Annotated in this window: 20 protein-coding genes; 10 read left to right on the top strand and 10 right to left on the bottom strand. The window is 63.7% G+C overall.

The annotated features are described in order from the left end of the window. Positions 1-10 precede the first annotated feature (10 nt). The gene (locus tag F8197_RS09055) at positions 11-553 is read right to left on the bottom strand and encodes a peptidylprolyl isomerase (RefSeq protein WP_019922712.1); all 543 of its coding nucleotides are present in this window, start codon (positions 551-553) and stop codon (positions 11-13) included. Between the two features lie 168 nt (positions 554-721). Here F8197_RS09055 and F8197_RS09060 point away from each other — a divergent pair, with 168 nt between their 5' ends. From F8197_RS09060 to F8197_RS09100, 9 genes are all read left to right on the top strand, one after another. Then, positions 722-1,657: an AraC family transcriptional regulator gene (locus F8197_RS09060; RefSeq protein WP_227012169.1), complete on the top strand. Its 936-nt coding sequence runs from the start codon at positions 722-724 to the stop codon at positions 1,655-1,657. Between the two features lie 75 nt (positions 1,658-1,732). After that, complete coding sequence (locus tag F8197_RS09065; RefSeq protein ID WP_152881596.1) at positions 1,733-2,287, top strand: carboxymuconolactone decarboxylase family protein; 555 nt, start codon at positions 1,733-1,735, stop codon at positions 2,285-2,287. A gap of 2 nt (positions 2,288-2,289) precedes the next feature. Then, positions 2,290-3,357, top strand: coding sequence for an acyl-CoA dehydrogenase family protein (locus F8197_RS09070; RefSeq protein ID WP_152881597.1), 1,068 nt, complete (start codon positions 2,290-2,292; stop codon positions 3,355-3,357). Continuing rightward, positions 3,354-4,148 carry an ABC transporter ATP-binding protein gene (locus tag F8197_RS09075; RefSeq protein ID WP_152881598.1) on the top strand — a complete coding sequence of 265 codons (795 nt, stop codon included), beginning with the start codon at positions 3,354-3,356 and terminating at the stop codon, positions 4,146-4,148. The genes F8197_RS09070 and F8197_RS09075 overlap by 4 nt, the downstream gene beginning before the upstream one ends. A 28-nt stretch (positions 4,149-4,176) precedes the next feature. Continuing rightward, positions 4,177-5,415, top strand: coding sequence for an ABC transporter substrate-binding protein (locus tag F8197_RS09080; protein WP_152881599.1), 1,239 nt, complete (start codon positions 4,177-4,179; stop codon positions 5,413-5,415). A 2-nt stretch (positions 5,416-5,417) separates the two neighbouring features. Continuing rightward, on the top strand, positions 5,418-6,185 hold the full coding sequence (locus F8197_RS09085; RefSeq protein ID WP_152881600.1) for an ABC transporter permease: 768 nt from the start codon (positions 5,418-5,420) through the stop codon (positions 6,183-6,185). A gap of 53 nt (positions 6,186-6,238) precedes the next feature. Then, complete coding sequence (locus tag F8197_RS09090; RefSeq protein WP_152881601.1) at positions 6,239-7,360, top strand: cupin domain-containing protein; 1,122 nt, start codon at positions 6,239-6,241, stop codon at positions 7,358-7,360. Continuing rightward, positions 7,360-8,343 carry a proline dehydrogenase family protein gene (locus F8197_RS09095; RefSeq protein WP_152881602.1) on the top strand — a complete coding sequence of 328 codons (984 nt, stop codon included), beginning with the start codon at positions 7,360-7,362 and terminating at the stop codon, positions 8,341-8,343. Before F8197_RS09090 ends, F8197_RS09095 begins: the two co-directional genes overlap by 1 nt. Before the next feature lie 382 nt (positions 8,344-8,725). After that, complete coding sequence (locus F8197_RS09100; protein WP_071651632.1) at positions 8,726-8,980, top strand: hypothetical protein; 255 nt, start codon at positions 8,726-8,728, stop codon at positions 8,978-8,980. 147 nt (positions 8,981-9,127) lie between these two features. Here F8197_RS09100 and bamC read toward each other — a convergent pair whose 3' ends face one another. The 8 genes from bamC to F8197_RS09140 form a co-directional block, all read right to left on the bottom strand. Continuing rightward, positions 9,128-10,258, bottom strand: a complete 1,131-nt coding sequence (gene bamC, locus F8197_RS09105; RefSeq protein WP_082488725.1) for an outer membrane protein assembly factor BamC — start codon at positions 10,256-10,258, stop codon at positions 9,128-9,130. Positions 10,259-10,385: 127 nt separating this feature from the next. Beyond that, entirely contained in the window at positions 10,386-11,261 is an 876-nt protein-coding gene (dapA, locus tag F8197_RS09110; protein WP_152882013.1) for a 4-hydroxy-tetrahydrodipicolinate synthase, read from the bottom strand. Between the two features lie 118 nt (positions 11,262-11,379). Beyond that, complete coding sequence (locus tag F8197_RS09115; protein WP_152881603.1) at positions 11,380-11,928, bottom strand: bifunctional 2-polyprenyl-6-hydroxyphenol methylase/3-demethylubiquinol 3-O-methyltransferase UbiG; 549 nt, start codon at positions 11,926-11,928, stop codon at positions 11,380-11,382. 33 nt (positions 11,929-11,961) lie between these two features. Beyond that, the gene (locus F8197_RS09120) at positions 11,962-12,639 is read right to left on the bottom strand and encodes a site-2 protease family protein (protein ID WP_152881604.1); all 678 of its coding nucleotides are present in this window, start codon (positions 12,637-12,639) and stop codon (positions 11,962-11,964) included. 49 nt (positions 12,640-12,688) lie between these two features. Then, complete coding sequence (locus F8197_RS09125) at positions 12,689-13,312, bottom strand: L-threonylcarbamoyladenylate synthase (protein WP_152881605.1); 624 nt, start codon at positions 13,310-13,312, stop codon at positions 12,689-12,691. 22 nt (positions 13,313-13,334) lie between these two features. Then, entirely contained in the window at positions 13,335-14,213 is an 879-nt protein-coding gene (htpX, locus tag F8197_RS09130) for a protease HtpX (RefSeq protein ID WP_019922727.1), read from the bottom strand. Between the two features lie 100 nt (positions 14,214-14,313). Next, complete coding sequence (locus F8197_RS09135; protein ID WP_152882014.1) at positions 14,314-15,147, bottom strand: 3',5'-nucleoside bisphosphate phosphatase; 834 nt, start codon at positions 15,145-15,147, stop codon at positions 14,314-14,316. Positions 15,148-15,218: 71 nt separating this feature from the next. Next, positions 15,219-16,103, bottom strand: a complete 885-nt coding sequence (locus tag F8197_RS09140; protein WP_152881606.1) for an alpha/beta fold hydrolase — start codon at positions 16,101-16,103, stop codon at positions 15,219-15,221. A gap of 342 nt (positions 16,104-16,445) precedes the next feature. On the opposite strand from F8197_RS09140, the gene hslO reads away from it, so the two are divergent. Continuing rightward, entirely contained in the window at positions 16,446-17,399 is a 954-nt protein-coding gene (gene hslO, locus F8197_RS09145) for an Hsp33 family molecular chaperone HslO (RefSeq protein ID WP_152881607.1), read from the top strand. Between the two features lie 16 nt (positions 17,400-17,415). Here the strand turns inward: hslO and F8197_RS09150 are convergent, their stop codons facing one another. Continuing rightward, positions 17,416-18,405, bottom strand: a complete 990-nt coding sequence (locus F8197_RS09150) for a bile acid:sodium symporter family protein (RefSeq protein WP_152881608.1) — start codon at positions 18,403-18,405, stop codon at positions 17,416-17,418. Between the last annotated feature and the right edge of the window lie 4 nt (positions 18,406-18,409).

The raw sequence follows: 18,409 nt of genomic DNA on the forward strand, positions 1-18,409 counted from the left end.
CACTCATTAATCAATGAATGGGGTGAATGGCGACGTGATCGCCTTCTTCGCCTTCATCATCGTCATGACCGTGGTGATGGCCATGGGCGCCGTGCACGTGGCCGTGGGCGATTTCTTCTTCGGTCGCTTCGCGCACTTCCGCCACTTCCAGCGAGAAGCGCAGGGCCATGCCGGCCAGCGGGTGGTTGCCGTCCAGGACGACCTTGTCGTCGGCGATGTCGGTCACGGTGAAGATCAGTGCTTCGTCGTCGCTGTCGCTATCGGGCGTGCCCTCGAATTGCATGCCGACTTCCAGTGGCTCCGGCAGGCGATTGCGTGGCTCGACCTTGACCAGGGCGGCGTCGTACTCGCCGAACGCGTCTTCCGGTTCGATCTGGATGATGGAGGAGTAGCCGACTTCCTTGCCGTCGAGTTCTTCTTCGATTTTAGGCAGGGTGTTCTCGTAACCGCCGTGCAGGTAAACCATCGGCTGGCGGCCGTCTTCGATCAGATTGTCCTGGGCATCGGACAGTTTGTAATTCACAGTCACGACCGTGTTCTTGGCAATCTTCATTTGGAATTCCTTTCAGTTATTAGCCCCCAAATTATACCCTGTCTCGCCAGCCGCCCGAGCTACGCCATCGGGAGGCGACAACGGGTGGACGTGGACAATGCGCGCGCCACATAACCATATAACGAATCATTCCAACCCCGGCGCGCCGCACGCCCTACAATGGCGGGCATGACCCTCGCCTCCTCCGTTGCCTTCTCCGATAAGCTGGCCCAGTGGCTGTTGAACAGCATCGAACTCGATGCCGCCGCCCTGCACGTGGGCCGGTATTGCGGTCCGTGGCGCGCGTCCACTGCCGGCCGTGCGCTGGCCAGCTTCCACCTGGTGCTGGCGGGCGACTGTTACCTGCATATTGCCGGCGAAGCGCCCATCCACCTGCGCGCGCGCGACGGCGTGTTCCTCACGCGCGATGTATCGCACTTCCTCAGCCCCTCGCCCGATCCTGCCGCACCGATCGCGCGCCAGCCGATGCAAACGCTGTCGGTGCCGGCCGCGCCGACAGACACCGCCAACGCCGGCCTGGCCTGCGGCTTTTTCAGCTTCAGTGGCGCGCTCGGGCCGCTGGTGATCGGTTCGTTCCCCGATGTCCTGGTGTGCCGCAGCGACGAGCCGTCGCTGGCCCACACGGCCTCGCTGTTCGACCTGATCCTGGCCGAAGCGGGCGATCCCGAACGCCCTTCCCCGCTGATCGCGCGCCTGGTGGAACTGCTGTTCTTCTACCTGATCCGCCATGCCGCACGCCAGGAAACGCTGGGGGCCGGCATCCTGGCCCTGGCCCAGCGCGGCGAATTCATGGACTTACTCGACCGCATGCTGGCCAGCCCCGGCGACGACTGGAGCATCGCGCGCATGGCGCAGGCAGCAAACATGTCGCGCGCGGCTTTTTGCAAGCACTTCACCGAGGCCGGCGGCATCCCGCCCGCGCAATTCCTGCTGCGCCTGCGCATGCGGCTGGCCAGCCAGCGCCTGGGCGCCGGCGACTCGGTCGAGCAGGCTGCCGGCCACGTGGGCTACCAGTCGTATGCGGCGTTCACGCGCGCCTTCAAGCGCGTGGTGGGCGAGCAGCCGGGCGCATACCGCCGGCATGGTCGAGACGTTCGAGCATAAAAACCAGCCGTTTGGATATGGTGCGCGCGTGCGTACCGGCTGATAATATGGCTTCATCCTCACGGAAAGGTCATCATGTCCCGTCTTACCCTGCACACCCTCGACAGCGCGCCGGCCGACAGCCGCTCCTTCGTTGAAAAAGCCATCGCCAACAACGGCTACCTGCCCAACCTGATCGGCGTGCTGGCCAATGCGCCGCAGGCACTGGAAACCTACCTCACCGTATCAGGCATCAACGCCCGCACCAGCCTCACGCTCGACGAGCGCGAAGTTGTGCAACTGACGGCCGCCAACATCCACGGTTGCGACTTCTGCACCGCCGGCCACTCGGCCATCGCCCTCAAGAAGGCCAACCTGGCACCGGAAGTGGTGCGCGCCCTGCAAACCAACGCCCCCACCGGCGTGGCCAAACTCGACGCCGTGCAGCGCTTCGCCACCGCCGTCATCGCGCGCCGTGGCGCCGTGGACGACGCCGACCTGCAAGCCTTCATCGACGCCGGCTACAACCAGCAGCAGGCGCTGGAAGTGGTGCTCGGCATCAGCCTGGCCACGCTGTGCAACTTCGCCAACAGCTTGGCCGGCACGCCGGTCAATCCGCAGCTGCAACCCTACCTGCCCGGCGCGGTTTAAGCATGGCAGCGCTCCACGACTGGCTGGCGCGTTACGCGGACACGCTCGACCAATCCGAATCGCTGGCCGATGAAGTGATGCCGGCGCTGGCCGCGCATGGCTGCTTCAAGGCCGGCGTGCCGGTGGCAATGAACGGCGCCGGCGGCGATGTACGCGACGCCATCCTCGGCATCGCCGACATCGCCCGCCATTCGTTGACGGCGGCCTTTGTATATTGGGGCCAGCGCAGCTTCATCGAATACCTGCTGCAAAGCCCCAACGCGGCGCTGCGCGAGCGGCTGCTGCCCGATCTGCTCGATGGCACGCTTGCCGGCGCCACCGGCCTGTCGAACGCGATGAAATTTCTGTCCGGGATGGAGCCGCTGCAAATCAACGCCCTGCCCGACGGCGATGGCTGGAACCTCGACGGCAAGCTGGCCTGGATCACCAACCTGCGCCCGCAGCGCTTCGTTGCAGCTGCCGCCGTCGCACCGGTCAACGCTGCGCCGCCGGCGATCGTCATGTTCGAGAGCCATGCGGCCGGCGTGCACCGCAGCGCCAACCTGCAACTGATCGCCCTGCGCGGCAGCCACACCGCCGCCGTGCGCATCGAGCAGGTGGCCGTGCCGCCTGCGAACATCATCAGCGCCGACGCGCCGACCTGGCTGCCGCGCGTGCGCCCCGCTTTTTTGGGCATGCAGTGCGGGATGTCGATCGGCGTGGCGCAAGCGAGCCTGGAAGCAGCGGCCAAGGCAGCGGGCGCCGCCACCGGGCGCGGCCAGCTGGCCGACGACATCGGCGCCGCGCGCGAGGCATTGGCGCAGCACACGACGCAACTGCTTGACGGCGTCGTCAGCGGGCGTTTCGTGACCGAGGCGCCGGCCATGTTCAAGCTGCGCATCGGCCTGGCCGGCATCGTGCGCGACGCCGTCACGCTGGAACTGCACGCCAAGGGCGGCCATGCCTACCTGGAAGCGCAGCAGGACGGCTTTGCGCGGCGCCTGCGCGAATCGGCCTTTATCCCCGTGATCACGCCGAGCATCACGCAGTTGCAGGCGGCGCTGGCCAAGCACGCGGGCAGCAGCCGATGAGCATCCTGCAAACCAGCGGCAGCATCGACGGCGGCTGGGCCTTGCAAGGTCAAGGCCTGGGCTTTGCCTATGCCGGCGCCGCTGCCACCTTCGACCACATCGACATCGGCGTGCGCCCGCGCGAAATCGTCGCCCTGCTGGGCGGCAGCGGCTGCGGCAAATCGACGCTGCTGCGGGTGCTGGCCGGCTTGCAGGCGCCGTCCAGCGGTACCCTGACCTTCCTCAATGCGCCTTTGACTGCGCCGAGCCCGCGCAGCGCGCTGGTGTTCCAGCAAGCGAGCCTGCTGCCTTGGCTGAACGTCACCGCCAACGTGGGATTCGGCCTCGATTTTTCGCGCCAACCAAAGATCGCGCGCGCCGAACATGACCAGCGCGTGCAGGCCGCCATCGAAGCGGTGGGCCTGGCTGGCAGCGAGCGCCGGTATCCTGCCGCGCTGTCGGGCGGCATGGCGCAGCGCGTGGCGCTGGCCCGCGCACTGGCGCGCCAACCGGCGCTGCTGTTCGCCGACGAACCGTTTTCCGCGCTCGACGCCATCACCCGCGCCGAGATGCAGACGCTCCTGGTCGACGTGGTGCACCGCTGGCACAGCGCCGTGCTGCTGGTTACGCACGATATCGACGAAGCGATCCTGGTAGCTGACCGCATCGTCCTGATGGGCGGCCAGCCGGGGCGCATCATGCACGAATGGCAGGTCGATCTGCCGCGTCCACGGCTGGCCGATGCGCAGGCAATCAGCGCACTGCGGCTCGAAATTCTGGCGGCGCTGCACGGCGTGCGCGCCGCCGCATAATCAATTTAACCCTTTTCGAAAGTCTGCCATGACCGATACCAGCAACCCGCTCCACCTCTGCGCTTCGTCCGATTGCGACTGCGGCATGACCCGCCGCGACTTCCTGCGCATGTCGGCGCTCAGCACCGCCGCCGGCGCCGCGCCGCTGCTGTTTGCTGGCGACGCCATGGCCCGCCAGGCGCCCAAGGCCGACGACCAGCCGGTCAAGATCGGCTACCTGCCGATTACCGACGCCACGCCGCTGCTGGTCGCCCACGGCCGCAAGCTGTTCGAGGCGGAAGGCTTGCAGGCCGAGACGCCGCGCCTGTTCCGCAGCTGGGCGCAGATCGTCGAAGCGTTCGTGTCGGGCCAGGTCAACGTGATCCACCTGCTGTCGCCGGCCACCATGTCGGTGCGCTACGGCGCCAAGTTCCCGGCCAAGGTGGTGGCGTGGAACCACGTGAACGGTTCCGCCCTCACGGTGGCCAAGGACATCAACCAGGTCACCGACCTCGGTGGCAAAACGGTGGCGATTCCGTTCTGGTACTCTATCCACAACATCCTGCTGCAGCAAATCCTCGCCAAGTCCGGGCTGTCGGTGGTGACCAAGGGCCGTGAAGGCACTATTGGCGCTCGAGAAGTTAATTTAGTCGTACTGCCACCGGCCGAGATGGTGTCCGCACTGGCCAGCAAATCGATCGCCGGCTTCATCGTGGCCGAACCGTTCAACGCGCTGGCCGAGACCAACGGCGTGGGCAAGATCCTGCGCTTCTCGGGCGACGTCTGGAAGAACCATGCGTGCTGCGTGACGTTCCTGTCCGAGCGCGACATCAATACCCGGCCGGAGTGGGCGCAGCGCGTGACCAATGCCATCGTCAAGGCCCAGCTGTGGACCCGCACCAACCAGCTCGATACCGCGCGCCTGCTGTCGAACACCGACTCGCACCGCTACACGCCGCACGCGCTGCAAGTGCTGTCCAAGGTGCTCACCGTGACCGATTACGCCGACTACGAAAAACGCGGCATCATCGTCCACAAGAACTGGAACCAGCGCCGCATCGACTTCCAGCCGTACCCGTTCGCGTCGTACACCGAGCAGATGGTGCGCGCCCTGAAAACCACGCGCCTCGAAGGCGACACCGGCTTCCTCGACAAGCTCGATCCGGCCTTTGTCGCGCGCGACCTGGTGGACGACCGCTTCGTGCGCAAGGCCATTACCGCCGTCGGCGGCCCGGGCGCGTTCGGCCTGCCGGCCAACCTGCTGCGTACCGAAACGCTGGCGGTCTGAGGATGGCAAAACCGTTGAACCGCCCCGCGCGCGCGGCCCTGGCGCTGGCCGGTTTCGGCGCGGCGCTGGCGCTGTGGCAGCTGGGCGTGACGTCGCTGGAAAAAGAGACGCCGATCGCGGCCTCGTTCGCGCCGCTCGAAGCGTTCCGCGCATTATTCCAGCTGCTGCAGGGCGACGACATCTGGCGCGACATCGGCCTCAGTTTGCGGCGCGTCGCCTACGGGCTGGCGGCAGCGGTGGCCATCGGCGTGCCGCTGGGGGTGCTGGTCGGCAGTTCGCGCCGGGTGGCGGCCGCGCTGATGCCGCTGTTCCAGCTGCTGCGCATGGTGTCGCCGCTGTCGTGGATGCCGCTGGCGGTGATGACGTTGGGCGTGGGCGACGCGCCCGTGTACTTCCTGCTGGCGTTTGCAGCCGTGTGGCCGATCCTGCTCAACACCGCCACCGGCGTGGCGCGGCTCGATCCCAACTGGCTGCTGCTGGCGCGCAGCCTGTCGGCCACACCGACGGAGACCGTGCTGCGCGTGGTCCTGCCCGGCATCACGGCCGACATCCTGACCGGCGTGCGGCTGGCAATCGGCATCATCTGGATCGTACTGGTACCGGCTGAAATGCTGGGCGTGTCGGCGGGCCTCGGCTACTTTATCCTCGATGCGCGCGACCGGCTCGCGTACAACGAACTGATGGCGGCGATCGTGCTGATTGGTTTGCTGGGCTTTGCGCTGGACTGGCTGGCGCGGTGGGCGCACGCGCGCTGGCTGCATACGCGGTAAGCCATCGACCGGCCCGGGGTGAAGTTCAGGCCCCGGGCTGGTTATAATGGCGTATGCAAAAATTACCTCTCCTCGGCGATATCACGCCGGCGCAGTTCCTGCGCGACTACTGGCATAAAAAGCCCCTGCTGATCCGTAACGCCATCCCCGGCTTCAAGCCGCTGCTGACGCTGGACGCACTGGCCAAGCTTGCCTCCACCAACCATGCCGAATCGCGCCTGATCACGGCCGTTGACGGCCAGTGGGACATGCAGCACGGTCCCATCGAAACCCTGCCGGCGCGCACCGAGCGCGAATGGACCATGCTGGTCCAGGGCGTGAACCTGTTCGACGCCAAGGCCGACGCTTTGCTGCGCCAGTTCCGCTTCCTGCCCGACGCGCGCCTGGACGACCTGATGGTCAGCTTTGCCACCGATGGCGGCGGCGTCGGTCCCCACTTCGATTCGTACGACGTGTTCCTGCTGCAAGCCCAAGGCCAGCGCCGCTGGCGCATTGGCCCGCAAAAAGACCTGAGCCTGTTCGAAGGCTTGCCGCTCAAGATCCTGGCGAATTTCACGCCCGACGAAGAGTTCGTGCTCGAACCGGGCGACATGCTGTACCTGCCGCCCCATTACGCCCACGACGGCGTGGCCATCGGAGACTGCCAGACCTATTCGATCGGCTTCCGCTCGCCGTCGTACCAGGAGCTGGGCGAAGGCTTCCTGCAATTCATGGCCGACTCGATCGACCTGCCGGGCCGCTACGGCGATCCGGAACTGCAAGCGACCAACAAGCCGGCCGAAATTCCACGCGATATGTTAGAGACCATCATCGAAGAGATGAACAAGGTGCGCTTCACCGAGGACGACATCACCATTTTCCTCGGCGAGTACATGTCCGAACCGAAGCACAACGTGTTCTTCACCGGTCCGGCGAAACCGCTCACGTTCGGCAAGTTCGGCGACGCGGTGGCGAAAAAAGGCCTGGTCCTGTCGCGCAAGACGCAGATGCTGTATCGCGGCAAAAACGTCTTTATCAACGGCGAATCGTTTGGCGTGGGCCGCGCCGACAAAGCCACTCTGGAGCTGCTGGCCAACCAGCGCGCACTGACCGGTGAACAGTTTGCCGGCGCGTCCGACGACGTGCTCGAAGCGCTGTACACGTGGTACCAGGACGGCTGGGTGGAGCTCGGTTGATGTCGGCGCCGCCAAACTTTCCCGTCCAATGGCAGCCGTTGGTGGACCAGGCCGCCAGTGCGCTGCGGGCGCTGGCCCTCGATGAGCACGCCAAGGAAAAATTCTGCAACGACCCGCTGTTGCAGCCGCTGATGCACAAGGTGTCGCAGCGCTACGTGGCGGGCCAGACCGTGGCCCAGGCGCTGGCGCGGGTGGAGACCATCATCGCCCGCGGCCATGCGGCCTCGGCCGAGTACATGGGCGAGAGCGTACGCGACGAGGCGTTTGCCATGGCCGAGACCGAGGTCTTCATGGACCTGGTTGCCGGCATCGGCCAGCGCAACCTCAACTGCTCGATTTCGCTCGACCTCTCGCACGTCGGCTCGCTGGTGGACGTGGAACTCGGCTACCGCAACCTGCGCCGCATTGCGCTGGCCGCCGCCGAGATCAACCGCGAGGTGATGATCTCGATGGAAGGCGTGGACCGCGCCGACGACATCTATGCCGTGTACACGCGCCTGCACCAGCAGGACGGCTTGCACAACGTCGGCATCACGGTGCCGGCGCGGCGCCACCGCACGGCTGCCGACCTGCCGGCGATGATGAAGCTGCCGGGCCGCATCCGGCTGGTCAAGGGCGCCTACCTGGACCCCGGCGAGCAGTCCTGGCAGCGTAACAGCGCGGAGCTGGCAGCCGCGTACCGGGGCTTTGCGCGCGAATTGCTGGCAAGCGGCCACAAGTGCTCGATTGCCACCCACGACCGCGCCATCCAGGAAGAACTGGTGGCGCTGATCCAGCAGGAACGGATCGATCCGCGCTGGTACGAATTCGAATCGCTGATCGGCCTCGGCACCGAGCAAATCGACGGCTTGAACGCACGCGGCTACCCCACCCGGGAATACGCGGTATTTGGCGCCGAGCACTTTTTATATGTACTTAATCGCATTGCCGAAGAGCCGATCCGGGTGTACCAGGCCGTCGTCGATGTGATGCAAACCGGTTAATAAGACGTGCCTATGTGTGTTGGCTACGAATTATTACAATTTGTCTTGGTTTAACGGCTAAATTGATCAGGAACCGGACCCGATTTTGGCCCGGTTCCGGGTAAAATGCGCATGTTCGAGCGAAAGCTGGTAACGTCACGATCCGGGCGTTTTGCGGATCGAAAACGTAATGTTGCGATATCGCAAAATAGTTCCCTGATAGGGATGTTGTCCTATTGCGACGCACTAAAAATCGCTATAATATTCGGTTAGGAAGTTTCCGTTGTCTGGCAGGCACCATTTCAGGTACGAAAAGCCTTCGAAGACGACCTAATGAGCGATAATTACCGGTAATTATTCATCGCAACACTGTGTTTAAATTTGAATTAACTAAGGAAAACAAATGAAAAAATCCCTGCTGATCGCTTCCCTGCTGGCCGTAGCTGCTCTGACCGCTTGCTCGAAAAAAGAAGAAGCTCCTGTTGCTCCAGCTCCAGTAGCTGCTCCAGAAGCCGCTCCAGTTGTGACCCCAGCTCCAGCTGACGCTGCTGCTCCAGCTGCTGCTGACGCTGCTGCTGCCGCTTCGCAAGCTGCTTCGGCCGCTGCTGACGCAGCTGCTGCTGCTTCGACCGCCGCTTCGGCTGCTGCTTCGAAGTAATTCGACAGCATTCTAAAAGCCGGCCTTCGGGCCGGTTTTTTTTCGCCCGCGTTTTTATAGCGGCGCGATTATATAAGACGTAAAAAAACCGGCGCCAGGCCGGTTTCTTTTTGCAGCGCAACATCGCGCTGCATGCTTGATAAACGATTATTTGAGCTGGTCGTACAGCACGCCCATGATCTTGTCGCCGACCGGGGTCGCCACCGCCGCACCGGCATTGGTGAGCACGGTAACGGCACTGGTATTGGCTTCGCCAGCCTTGACCTGGATGCGGTAGCGCTGGGCTTCCTTGTCCGCTTCCGACGACGAGCCCCAGCTGAACAGCTTGCTGAAGAAACCCTTGCTCTCGACCGTATCGTCGATGTAGCGCACGAAATAGGTGCCGGTGGTGCGGTCGCGGTCTTCCACGGTGAAGCCGGCGCGGTCCAGCGCCAGGCCCACGCGGCGCCAGGCGCGGTCGAAACCTTCATCGACCTGCACGTAGCGGTCGGCGCCGGTGCCGACCAGCGATGCGTGCTGTGGCTGTACCACGGCCGAATCGACCGCATTCTTGACGCTTGGCGCATCCTTCTTCTCGTCGGCATTGCCCAGGCGCGTCATCAGCTTGGCCAAGAATTCCGCTTCCAGGCCCGGATCGTTCGGACGCGAGGTCCAGATCGCGGTTTCCTTTTGCGCGCCTTGCAGCACTTCCTGCACGCCACGGTGGCTGATATAGATTTCGCTGGCGCCGTCGGCGCGGCGTTCGATGCGGGTACGGAACTTGTCGCGCTCGCCGGTCGAATAGACCGAATCGAAGACCTTGCCGATGGTGTTACGAATAAAATCTTGCGGAATCTTGGCGCGGTTTTCGGTCCAGTCGGTTTCCATGATGCCGGCCGCCGGAACTTCCTGCGACAGCTTGAAGCCTGCATCTTCCCAGAACTGCGTCAGTTGCGGCCACAGTTGCTCGGGCGTCTGCTTGATCACCAGCCAGCGCTGATTACCATCGCGTTCGACCTTGATATCGTTGATCGAGGTAGGCACCACGGTGCCAACTGCCGGCTGACCAGGCACCACGGCAGTGCCATCGGCCACCGCAGCGGCCGAGCGCGCGGCGTTGTAGCCGGAAGCGGTGGCCACACCGTTGGTGGAATCGGGCTGGGCGTAGCGGCTGTCTTTTTGCAGTTGCGTCAGATCGGGCGGCACGTCGAGCGGCACGGCCTTCTTGGCGCCCTTGTAATCGACCTTGTCGTTGCCGATGACCGAATTGATCATGCCGCAACCGGTGAGGCTGGCCATCAAGGCACCCGTCACCAGGGCGCGCTGTGAAGTAATAAAAGCTGTCTTGCGAATAGTCATGTATTTATATGCAGCAAAAGTTAATCCCAGCGATTCGGGACGGGATGCTTTTTTTGAACCAGGGTAATTACAGGACGCCGGCCTCAACCAGGGCCGCGCGGACAGCGGCGTGGCAATCGTCGGCCAGCGGCACCAGCGGCAGACGGATACCGGCTGGCATCTTGCCCATCTCGGCCAGGGCCCACTTGACCGGCACCGGATTCGGTTCGATGAACAGCTTCTGGTGCAGCGGGAACATCAGATTGTTCAGCGGCACGGCCTTGGCAACGTCGCCGGCAATGGCGGCGGCGCACATCTCGGCCATGGCTTTAGGCATGACGTTGGCGGTGACCGAGATATTACCGGCGCCGCCGGCAAGCATCAGCGCCATGGCGGTGGGGTCGTCACCGGAATAGACCGCGAAGTCGTTTGGCGCCAGGCGCAGCAGGTCGAAACCGCGCGCGATATTGCCGGTGGCATCCTTGACGCCCACGATGTTGGAGATCTTGGCCAGGCGCAGGATGGTGTCGTTGCTCATGTCGGCCACGGTGCGGCCCGGCACGTTGTACAGGATCACCGGCAAGTCCACCGCCTCGGCAATCGCCTTGAAGTGCTGGTACATGCCCTCTTGCGTCGGACGGTTGTAGTAAGGGACCACTTGCAGGGTGGCGTCGGCGCCGGCTTCCTTGGCAAAGCGCGAGAGCTTGATCGCTTCGGCGGTGGAGTTGCCACCCGCGCCAGCGATGATCGGGATACGGCCCTTGGCATGCGCAACCGTCGCCTTGATCAGCGCGCAGTGTTCTTCCACGCTGACGGTGGCCGATTCGCCGGTGGTGCCGGCGATGACGATGCTGTTCGTACCTTCGGCAATGTGCCAGTCGATCAGCTTGTTCAAACCCTCGAAGTCCAGACTACCGTCTGCGTGCATCGGGGTGACGATTGCTACTATGCTGCCCTTGATCATAGGAAATAACTGCATAAAGTATTAAAACAACGATTGTAGACGATGACTCGGAACTATGGTGCTTTTCACGGCGATTACAAACATAAATTCGAGTCAATCTTCAGGGTGGTTTTGACGCTCAGAGCGGCGGCAATAGCGCCGCAGACCGCGGAAACTCGGGCTTGACGGCACAGATGCGCTGCACCATGGCCTGCTTGGGTGTCTGCGTGACGCCATCCTCGAAAGCCACCACGCGCAGGCCGTGTTCGGCTGCCAGCGCCAGCAATTCGCCCGCTTGCAGCAGGAAATCGGGGTTCGACGGCTTGCCGAACTGGGCATTGCCGTCGGCAAAGGTTTCGTAGATCAGTACGCCATTCGGCGCCAGGCTGCCCAGCATGTCCGCCAGCAGCGGACGGTGCAGGTAGTTGGTGACCACGATGCCGGCAAAACGGTCCGGGCCGAAAGGCCAGACCGCGCCCGCCTCTTCTAGGTCGATCGGCGTGGTGGTGATGCCGGGACCGGCAGCAGCAAGCAGCACCTCGGGATTGCCGTCCAGCGCCAGTACGGCATGGCCCAGGCTGACCATGTGGCGCGAATGGCGGCCCTTGCCGCAAGCGAGGTCCAGCACTTCGCCGCCGGGAACCAGCGGTGCGTAGCGTTGTACCCAGGAAGAGATGGTATCGGTCATGGTGGTTTAAGGTAGTTACTTGAAATCAATCGCTTATGGGAGCAATAGCGCCAGCAGCGGCTGCACTGCCATGTGAAACACCCGCTGCACCGCGTACGTGCACTCGATCAGGAACTGCAATACCGGCGGGTAGTTCACCAGCGCCAGCAACGGAATGATGATCACCAAAGGATGCCGGTCGAACCACTCTAGCTTGCGGGAGATGACGTCCGGCAATATCCCCATCAAGATACCACCGCCGTCGAGCGGCGGGATCGGAATGAGGTTCACTACTATCATAACGGAATTGATGGCCACACCCGCTTCCGCCATCTTCACGAAGAAATCGTGGCCATCCATGCCCAGCGCATGCTTCAAGATTACCCACACCACCATCCAGCCCACGCCCATGAGCAGGTTGGCGGCAGGACCGGCGGCGGCGACACAGGCCGAATGCAATTTGGGGTCGCGCAGCTTGTCGATCTCGACCGGGACCGGCTTGGCGTAACCGAGCGGCGGCAGCGACATCATGACCATGATCAGCGGCAACAAGATGGTGCCAAACAGCGAGATGTGATTGAGCGGATTCAGGCTCAGGTGTCCCTCGTCCGCAGCCGTGGGATCGCCGAAGCGGTTGGCGGAATAGGCGTGGGCCGCTTCGTGCAGCGTTATGGCAAACAAGACGGGCAACGCGTACGCCGACGCCGTCTGCATGAAGCTATTTATGTCCATATGGACACAATTCTACCAGAGCGGCGGACTGCGCCATTCGGCGGCGGGTTCAGATGCCGAACACGGAAGCATCGCCCCGGCCCTGGCGTACCAGCGCGGCTTCGGCGCCGGTCAGATCGATCACGGTGGTCGGCTCCATGCTGCAGGCGCCGCCGTCGATCACCAGTTCCAGTTGCTTGCCAAGGCGTTCGCAAATGGTGTCGGCATCGTTGAGCGCCTCGGTTTCGCCCGGCATGATCAGGGTGGTGCCCAGCAGAGGCTGGCCCAGCTCGGCCAGCAAGGCGTTGATGATGGCGTCTTCCGGCACGCGCAGGCCGATGGTCTTGCGCGACGGATGGCTCAAGCGGCGTGGCACCACTTTCGTCGCTTCAAGAATAAAAGTGAATGGTCCCGGCGTTGCTGCCTTGAGCAGGCGAAACTGGCGATTATCGACGCGGGCGTACACGCCCAGTTCGCTCAAATCGCGGCACAGCAAGGTCAGGTGGTGTTTCTCGTCGATGCCGCGCAGGCGGCGCAGCCGCTCCACGGCGCCCTTGTCATCCAGGTGGCATACCAGCGCATAACAGGAATCGGTCGGCACGGCGACAATGCCGCCGCCGTGGATGATTTGCGCGGCCTGCTTGATCAGGCGGATCTGCGGATTATCGGGATGGATCTGGAAAAATTGGCTCATACGTCGGCTTATTCCTTCTTGCTCACGCGCGCAGGTTTTGCAGCGCGGCAATGCGTTGTTCGAAGGGCGGGTGGGTGGAGAACAGCGCGCTCCAGCCACGGCCACTGGTAATGCCGGCCGCTGCGATCGATTGCGGCAGCGCGCCGGGCGGCACGCCGTTCAGGCGCGCCAGTGCGTGCTGCATCGGCATGGTGCTGCCCAGCAGCTTGGCCGAGCCGGCGTCGGCGCGGAATTCGCGCTGGCGCGAGAACCAGGCCACGATCAGCGAGGCAGCCAGGCCAAAGATCAGCTCGCAGACGAACACGGTGGCCATGTAGCCGATGCCCACGCCCTGGCGGTCGGTGTTTTTCAGCAGCACCTTGTCGACAAAGAAGCCGACGATGCGCGCCAAGAACACCACGAAGGTGTTGACCACGCCCTGGATCAGGGTCATGGTGACCATGTCGCCATTGGCGATGTGGGCCACCTCGTGACCGAGCACGGCTTCCACTTCCTGCTGGTTCATGCTCTCGAGCAGGCCGGTGGAGACGGCAACCAGCGCCGAATTTTTAAACGCGCCGGTGGCAAACGCGTTCGGTTCGCCCTGGTACACGGCCACTTCCGGCATGCCGATGCCGGCGCGCTCGGACAGCTGGCGCACGGTGTTGACCAGCCACAGTTCGGTGGAGTTGGACGGATTGTCGATTACGCGCGCGCCGGTGGACCACTTGGCCATCGGCTTGCTGATCAGCAGCGAGAAGATCGCGCCAGTAAAGCCCACCACCAGCGAAAACGCCAGCAAGCTGCCCAGTTCCAGCGTGTTGCCGGCACCGGGACGGCCGATGCCCAGCAGCGACAGGACGATGGACAGCACCAGCATCACGGCGAGGTTGGTGGCGATAAAGAGGACGATGCGTTTCATAAGGTATTTCTCCGTGCGGACAAGATTGCCCAGATCATAAGGTATGACCGGGGTATCGCAAAATCAAGAGGCGAGCTGAATCGCGGTCGAAGCCGCCCGGTCAGAACCAGTCGTGCCAGACGGGGGTGACATTGCCCGGCAACGGCGGCAGCGCGGCGAAATCGACGCGCGACTCGCCCGGCGCATGAAAATCCGACCCGCGCGAGGCCAGGAAACCGTAATAATTGGCCAGCTGCGCATACTCGGGATACTGGTCCGGCGTATGGCTGCCCGTCACTACCTCGATGGCGGCGCCACCGAGCTGCTTGAACTCGTCGAACAACTGGCCCTGGGCCAGCTGGCTGAAGCGGTAGCGGCCCGGGTGGGCGATCACCGCCACGCCACCGGCCGCGCGGATCCAGCCGACGGTGTCGGCCAGCGTGCCCCACGCATGCGGCACATAGCCGGGCCGGCCTTCCGACAGGTACTTGCGGAACACTTCGGGGATGTTGGCGCAGGCGCCAATCTCGACCAGGTAGCGGGCGAAATGGGTGCGCGACATCAGGTCGGGGTTGCCGACGAATTTTAAGGCGCCCTCGTAGGCGCCGTCGATGCCGGCCAGTTCGAGCTGGCGCGAGATTTCGCGGGCCCGGTGGTCGCGTCCGGCGCGGGTGCGCGCCAGGCCGGCGGTCAGCTCGGGATGGTGCTCGTCGATGTTCAGGCCGACGATGTGCACGGTTTCCCTGGCCCAGGTGATCGAGATTTCCACGCCGGTGATGAACCGCATGCCCTGCTCTTCTGCCGCCACGCGCGCGGCGGCAATACCGCCCACTTCGTCGTGATCGGTCAGCGCCCACACGTCCACGCCGGCCTGGCGCGCGTACGCAGCCACGGCCTGCGGCGTCATGACGCCGTCGGAAACGTTGGAGTGGCAGTGCAGATCGACTTTGAGCATGATTTTTTTGGCGACGTAGAAGCCTTCATTGTACGCTGCCTGCGGCTTTTCCACGCAAGCTGGCGTGCTGATCAGTCCTTGAGGAAATCCTCGATCAGGCGCGCCAGCGCCACCGGCTGATCGTGGTGCAACATGTGGCCGGCGCCGACGATGGTTTCGCGGCGCAGCTTGCGCAAATGACTTAAGCGGCGGTCCAGCTCCACGCGTCCTTTCGGCTGCGAGCCGAGCCAATCCCACATATTGGTCTGGTCGGCCTCCACCCACAGCACCGGCGCGGTAATCGCGTCCCAGCACGCCAGGATGTCTTCCACGTGGTACGGCAAGGGACCGGCCTGCTTGTGGATGGGGTCGCCGAGGATTTCCCACTGGCCCACGTCGTTTTGCGCCGACCAGTGCTGCGCCAGGAAGGCGGCGCGTTCGTCCGACAGGCGCGGATTGGTCTTTTGCAGGCGTGCTGCCACGGCAGACTGGGTGGGATAGCTGCGCAGCTCCGGTTTTTCCAGCAAACCATCGAGCCACTGGGCATAGCGGCCCGGGGTTTGCTCGGGGCGCGGTGCGCGCAAGCCTGCCCCTTCCAGGTTGATCAGCTTGCGGATGCGCTCGGGACGGGCGCCCGCATACAGGCCCACCACGTTGCCGCCCATGCTGTGACCGAGCAGGTTGACGGCCTGCCCGGGCGCATAATGGCGCAGGATGGCGTCGAGGTCGGCCAGGTAGTCGGGGAACCAGTAGGTGTCGGCGCCGCTGCGCTCGGACAGACCAAAACCGCGCCAGTCGGGCGCGATCACGTGCCAGTCGCCCTTGAGCGCGTCCACGACAAACTGGAACGAAGCGCCCACGTCCATCCAGCCATGCATCATGAAGATTTTTGGCGCGCCCTCGTTGCCCCAGTGGCGCACGTGGCAGCGCAGGCCGCGTATGGTCAGAAATTCGGAGCGCGATGGCGTGAGGGTCATGGTGTGTGCCTTGAAATTAGCGGCCCCGGCGCAATATCGGATGATTGCTGGCCGCAGACATTGTTGGAACCAAAATAATAGCACGACCGTTCGCTGCACGTGGTAGCAGCCTGTCGGGCCTGGGGAGTCAGAGCGAAAAAATAGCTGGTCGAGGACAGATTTTGTCGATTTCGCAGCGCCCATAGCAGGCTATGGGCCGAGAAAGCGGCGAAATATGGACCGATCCAGGTATTTTTGCAGCTGACGATCCCAAGTCCGACAGGCTGCTGGCCCCGTGCACGCGTAAAATAGCGGGTTATCGTGGCCACGCTTTCACGCCGCCAAAACAGATTGGATACTAATATGAGCACTACCCTGTCCCAGGACACCCTGCAGAAATTCATTTTCGACAACGCCGCCGTGCGCGGCCAGTTCATCGACATCTCGGCCACGTGGCGCGAGGTACTGGCGCGCCACGCGTACCCGACGCCGGTCAAAAAGCTGCTGGGCCAGATGGTGAGCGCGGCGGCACTGCTGTCCGCCAACCTCAAGTTCAACGGTTCGATCATCATGCAAATCCATGGTGACGGTCCGGTGCGCCTGCTGGTGGTCGAGTGCGACTCCGACCTGCGCCTGCGCGCCACCGCCAAGCTGGCGCCCGATGCGGTGATCGCCGACGATGCCTCGCTGGCGTCGCTGCTCAACGCCACCGGCAACGGCCGCTTCATCATCACGCTCGATCCGGCCGACAAGGTGCCGGGCCAGCAGCCGTACCAGGGCATCGTACCGCTCGACGGCGAGGACGTGGCAACCGTCATCGAAAACTACATGTTGCGCTCGGAACAGCTCGACACCAAGCTGTGGCTGGCCACCGACGACACCACCTCGCGCGGCCTGCTGCTGCAAAAGCTGCCGGACCACGGCGGCAAGGCCGGTGTCGCGCCGCTGTCGGCCGACGAAGCGCTGGAAACCTGGAACCGCGCGGTCATGCTCGGCGGCACGCTGAAGGAACAGGAAATGCTGGAGACCACGGTGGACGTGCTGATGCAGCGCCTGTTTTGGGAAGAAACGATCCGCGTGTTCGAGCCACTCACGCCATCGTTCCACTGCAATTGCACCCGCGAAAAGGTGGGCAATATGCTCAAGATGCTGGGCCAGGAGGAGATCGACAGCGTGGTCGCCGAGCAAGGCCACGTGGGCGTCAACTGCGACTTCTGCGGCCAGCACTATGACTACGACAAGGTGGACGTGGCCCAACTGTTTGCCACCGATGCGCCGGTGGAAGCGCTGCTGCCACCGGGCGAAGCCAAGCACTAAGCCGAAGAAGTCAGCATCAAGTCAGCTCGGCCTGCTTTTCTTTCTCGGCCGAGCTGGCGTAACGTTGCGCCAGCACCGCGCACACCATCAACTGCAACTGGTGGAACAGCATCAAGGGCAGCACTACCGCCCCCAGCGTGCCACCAGCGAACAGCACCTTGGCCATCGGCACGCCGCTGGCCAGACTCTTCTTCGAACCACAGAACACGATTGCAATCTGGTCTTCGCGGCTGAAGCCCAGTTTGCGGCTCACCCTGGCGGCGGTGAACATCACCAGCGCAAGCAATATCACGTCGATCAGCAGCAGCCCGGCCAGCGAACGGCCCGATACCTGGTGCCACAAGCCCTGCCCCACCGCCTCGCTGAATGCCGTGTATACCACCAGCAGGATCGAACCCTGGTCCACCAGCCGGGTCATCGCCTTGTTGCGCTCGACCCAGGCGCCGATCCAGCGCCGCGCCGCCTGGCCGGCAATGAACGGCAGCAGCAACTGGGTGGCGATCTGGCCGAACGATTCAAGCGACGAACCGCCCTGCATCTGCGCACTGGTCAGCAGGCCAACCAGCAGCGGCGTAATGAAAATCCCCAACAGATTAGAGGCCGACGCGCTGCAAATGGCGGCGGGCACATTACCGCGCGCGGCCGCCGTAAACGCGATCGACGATTGCACGGTGGACGGCAACATGCACAGGAACAAGATCCCCAGGTAGAGGTCGGGCGTGACCAGCGGTTCGAGCAGCGGGCGCAAACCAAGGCCCAGCAGCGGGAACAAGGCGAACGTGCACAGCAGCACCAGCAGGTGCAGGCGCCAGTGCGTGATGCCGGCAATCACCGCCTCGCGCGAGAGCTTGGCGCCGTGCAGAAAGAACAGCAGGCACACGGCGGCGTGGGTGACATTGTCAAAGACCACGGCGGCCTGGCCGGTACAGGGGAAGAGGCTGGCGGCGGCGACCGTGACGATCATGGCCAGCGTGAAGTTATCGGGGAGGTATTTCGGTCGAGCCATTGAG

The organism is Duganella sp. FT27W (assembly GCF_009295655.1).
In the GTDB taxonomy this organism is placed as follows: domain Bacteria; phylum Pseudomonadota; class Gammaproteobacteria; order Burkholderiales; family Burkholderiaceae_D; genus Rugamonas; species Rugamonas zoogloeoides.